Annotated in this window: 1 protein-coding gene; it reads left to right on the top strand. The window is 65.7% G+C overall.

Going from position 1 to position 1,972, the window contains the following annotated elements; translation table 11 throughout:
* The first annotated feature begins 163 nt into the window (after positions 1-163).
* The gene (locus I6U14_RS00555) at positions 164-1,429 is read left to right on the top strand and encodes a transposase (protein WP_296896004.1); all 1,266 of its coding nucleotides are present in this window, start codon (positions 164-166) and stop codon (positions 1,427-1,429) included.
* Positions 1,430-1,972: the final 543 nt, after the last annotated feature.

The following is a 1,972-nucleotide window of genomic DNA, read 5'->3' on the forward strand; positions in this document are numbered from 1 at the left end:
CTTGCCAGCCGCCCCGCGGGACGCACCCTGACGACCGTCCAACTACTGCATCTAGTCAGTTATAACCAAGTAACCGGAGCCCAAAAAACGCGGGGGACCCTCATGTCGCGGCCGGCAAGTACGACACTTGTCGGTGTAACCCGTGAAGTCGGAGGTGTCCCCCATGAGTAAAGGTAGATATCGGGTGCGAGATTGCCAAGCCGTTGACTGGACGCAGCTGTGCGAGCGCGCCTGCGGCGCGCAGGTGGTGTTTGCCGTGGACGTCGCCAAAGAAGACTTCGTGGCTGCCGTGACGCTCGACAGTGGCGAGTTGCTCGCGCGCGTCAAGTGGCGCCACCCGGTGCAGACGCGCCTGGTGTTGGATGCTCTGGTAGCGCTGCAAGCGGGCGCTGAGCTGGCGGTGGTTATGGAATCCAGCGGCAGCTACGGCGATGCGTTGCGGTGGCAGTTGCATGCGCGCGGCATCGCGGTGTTCCGCGTCAGCAGCAAGCACGTCCACGACAGCGCGGAGGTCTACGACGGGGTGCCCAGTGTGCATGACGCCAAGGCGGCCGACCTCATCGCGCTGTTGCATCTGCATGGGCGCAGCCGCCGCTGGGAGCAGCTCGATGAGCAGCGCCGCGCGCTCAACGCGCAGGTCCAGCGTCTTGAGCAACTCAAGGGCTACCAGCAGCGCCAGCGCAACCGCCTCGAAGCGCTGCTCAGCCGCCACTGGCCGGAGCTCGCCGCGCTGATCGATCTCAACAGCGTCACGGCGGCCGCGCTGATCGCTGCGGTCGGCTCGCCGACCTACCTGTGCGCCTTCGCTCATCGCGGCGCTGAGGTCATCCGCACGGCCAGCCGCGGCAAGCTCGATGCGCTGCGCATCGAGGCCATCCTTGAGAGTGCGCGTACCACCCTCGGCATGCCCTGTCTGGCCGAGGAGAACGCGCAACTGCGCGCCTTGGGCAGCGACCTGCTCGCGGTGCGCCAGGAGCTGCACCGGCTCACCACTGCCGTGACGGCGCAGGTCGCAGCGGACGACACACTCCAGCCCATGGCCGAGGTCATCGGCGCGGTGAGCGCCGCGGTGCTGCACGCCCATCTCGGTGCACCCAGCGCTTACCCCACCGCGCAGAGCTACCTCAAGGCGCTCGGCTTGAATCTCAAAGAGCACAGCAGCGGCAAACACCAAGGGCGCTTGAAGATCACCAAGCGCGGCGCCCCCGAGGTGCGCTACTACCTCTACTTCGCCGCCCTGCGCCTGATTGCCCAACAGCCTATCGTCGCGCGTTGGTTCCGCGCCAAGAGCCAACGGCCCGGCGCCTGCAAGGGCAAGCACATCGTCGAGCTCATGCGCCGACTCGCCAAAGGCCTCTGGCACCAGGGACAAGGCAAGGTCTTCGCCGTCGATAAACTGTTCTCGTCACCGCCGCCATGCGGTGCCTGAGACCGACTACCCAATCCGCGGAGGAGCGCGCCACCGAGTAGAGCAACAACGACGACAGGGGTAACGCATGCGCCCTCCCTGCGCTGACCTCCGAATCAACCTCAGATCCCTTTGGAGATCCGTTTCTAGTCTCCGAGGCAGCGCACGGGATGGCCCACGGGTCAGATGCCCAATGAAACTGATTTGATGGCGCGCCCCACGCGTGTACATCCCATGTGAGAGGTTCGGCTGACCCCGTGCTCGACCATCCGGAGGACGTGACGTAACCCCGCCGACAACGGTGGGCAGATGCGCGCGATTCGGGCGCTTGCGATAAGCGACGCTTATCGGAAACGCTGAAGAATCTCGCCCACCCGGCCGGCGCCGCGGCCATCAATATTTTTTATTTGAATGCGCTATGAGAGGTTGAATGACCCAAGCTCAATGTCCGATGCACCCTGCGACCACAGCCAGCCCAACCCGCCGGGCCGACGCCGTCGGCGTACTTCTGAACTCCCCACCGCAGCCTTGCTCGCCGGGCTCGGCCCACCGCCGGGCGCCCGG

The sequence above is a fragment of the Thiohalocapsa sp. genome, assembly GCF_019695415.1.
Lineage (GTDB): Bacteria > Pseudomonadota > Gammaproteobacteria > Chromatiales > Chromatiaceae > Thiohalocapsa.

Bases quoted from the DNA above. Each gene is read 5' to 3' on its own strand.
- I6U14_RS00555 (WP_296896004.1), top strand. From the start codon at position 164: ATGAGTAAAGGTAGATATCGGGTGCGAGATTGCCAAGCCGTTGACTGG.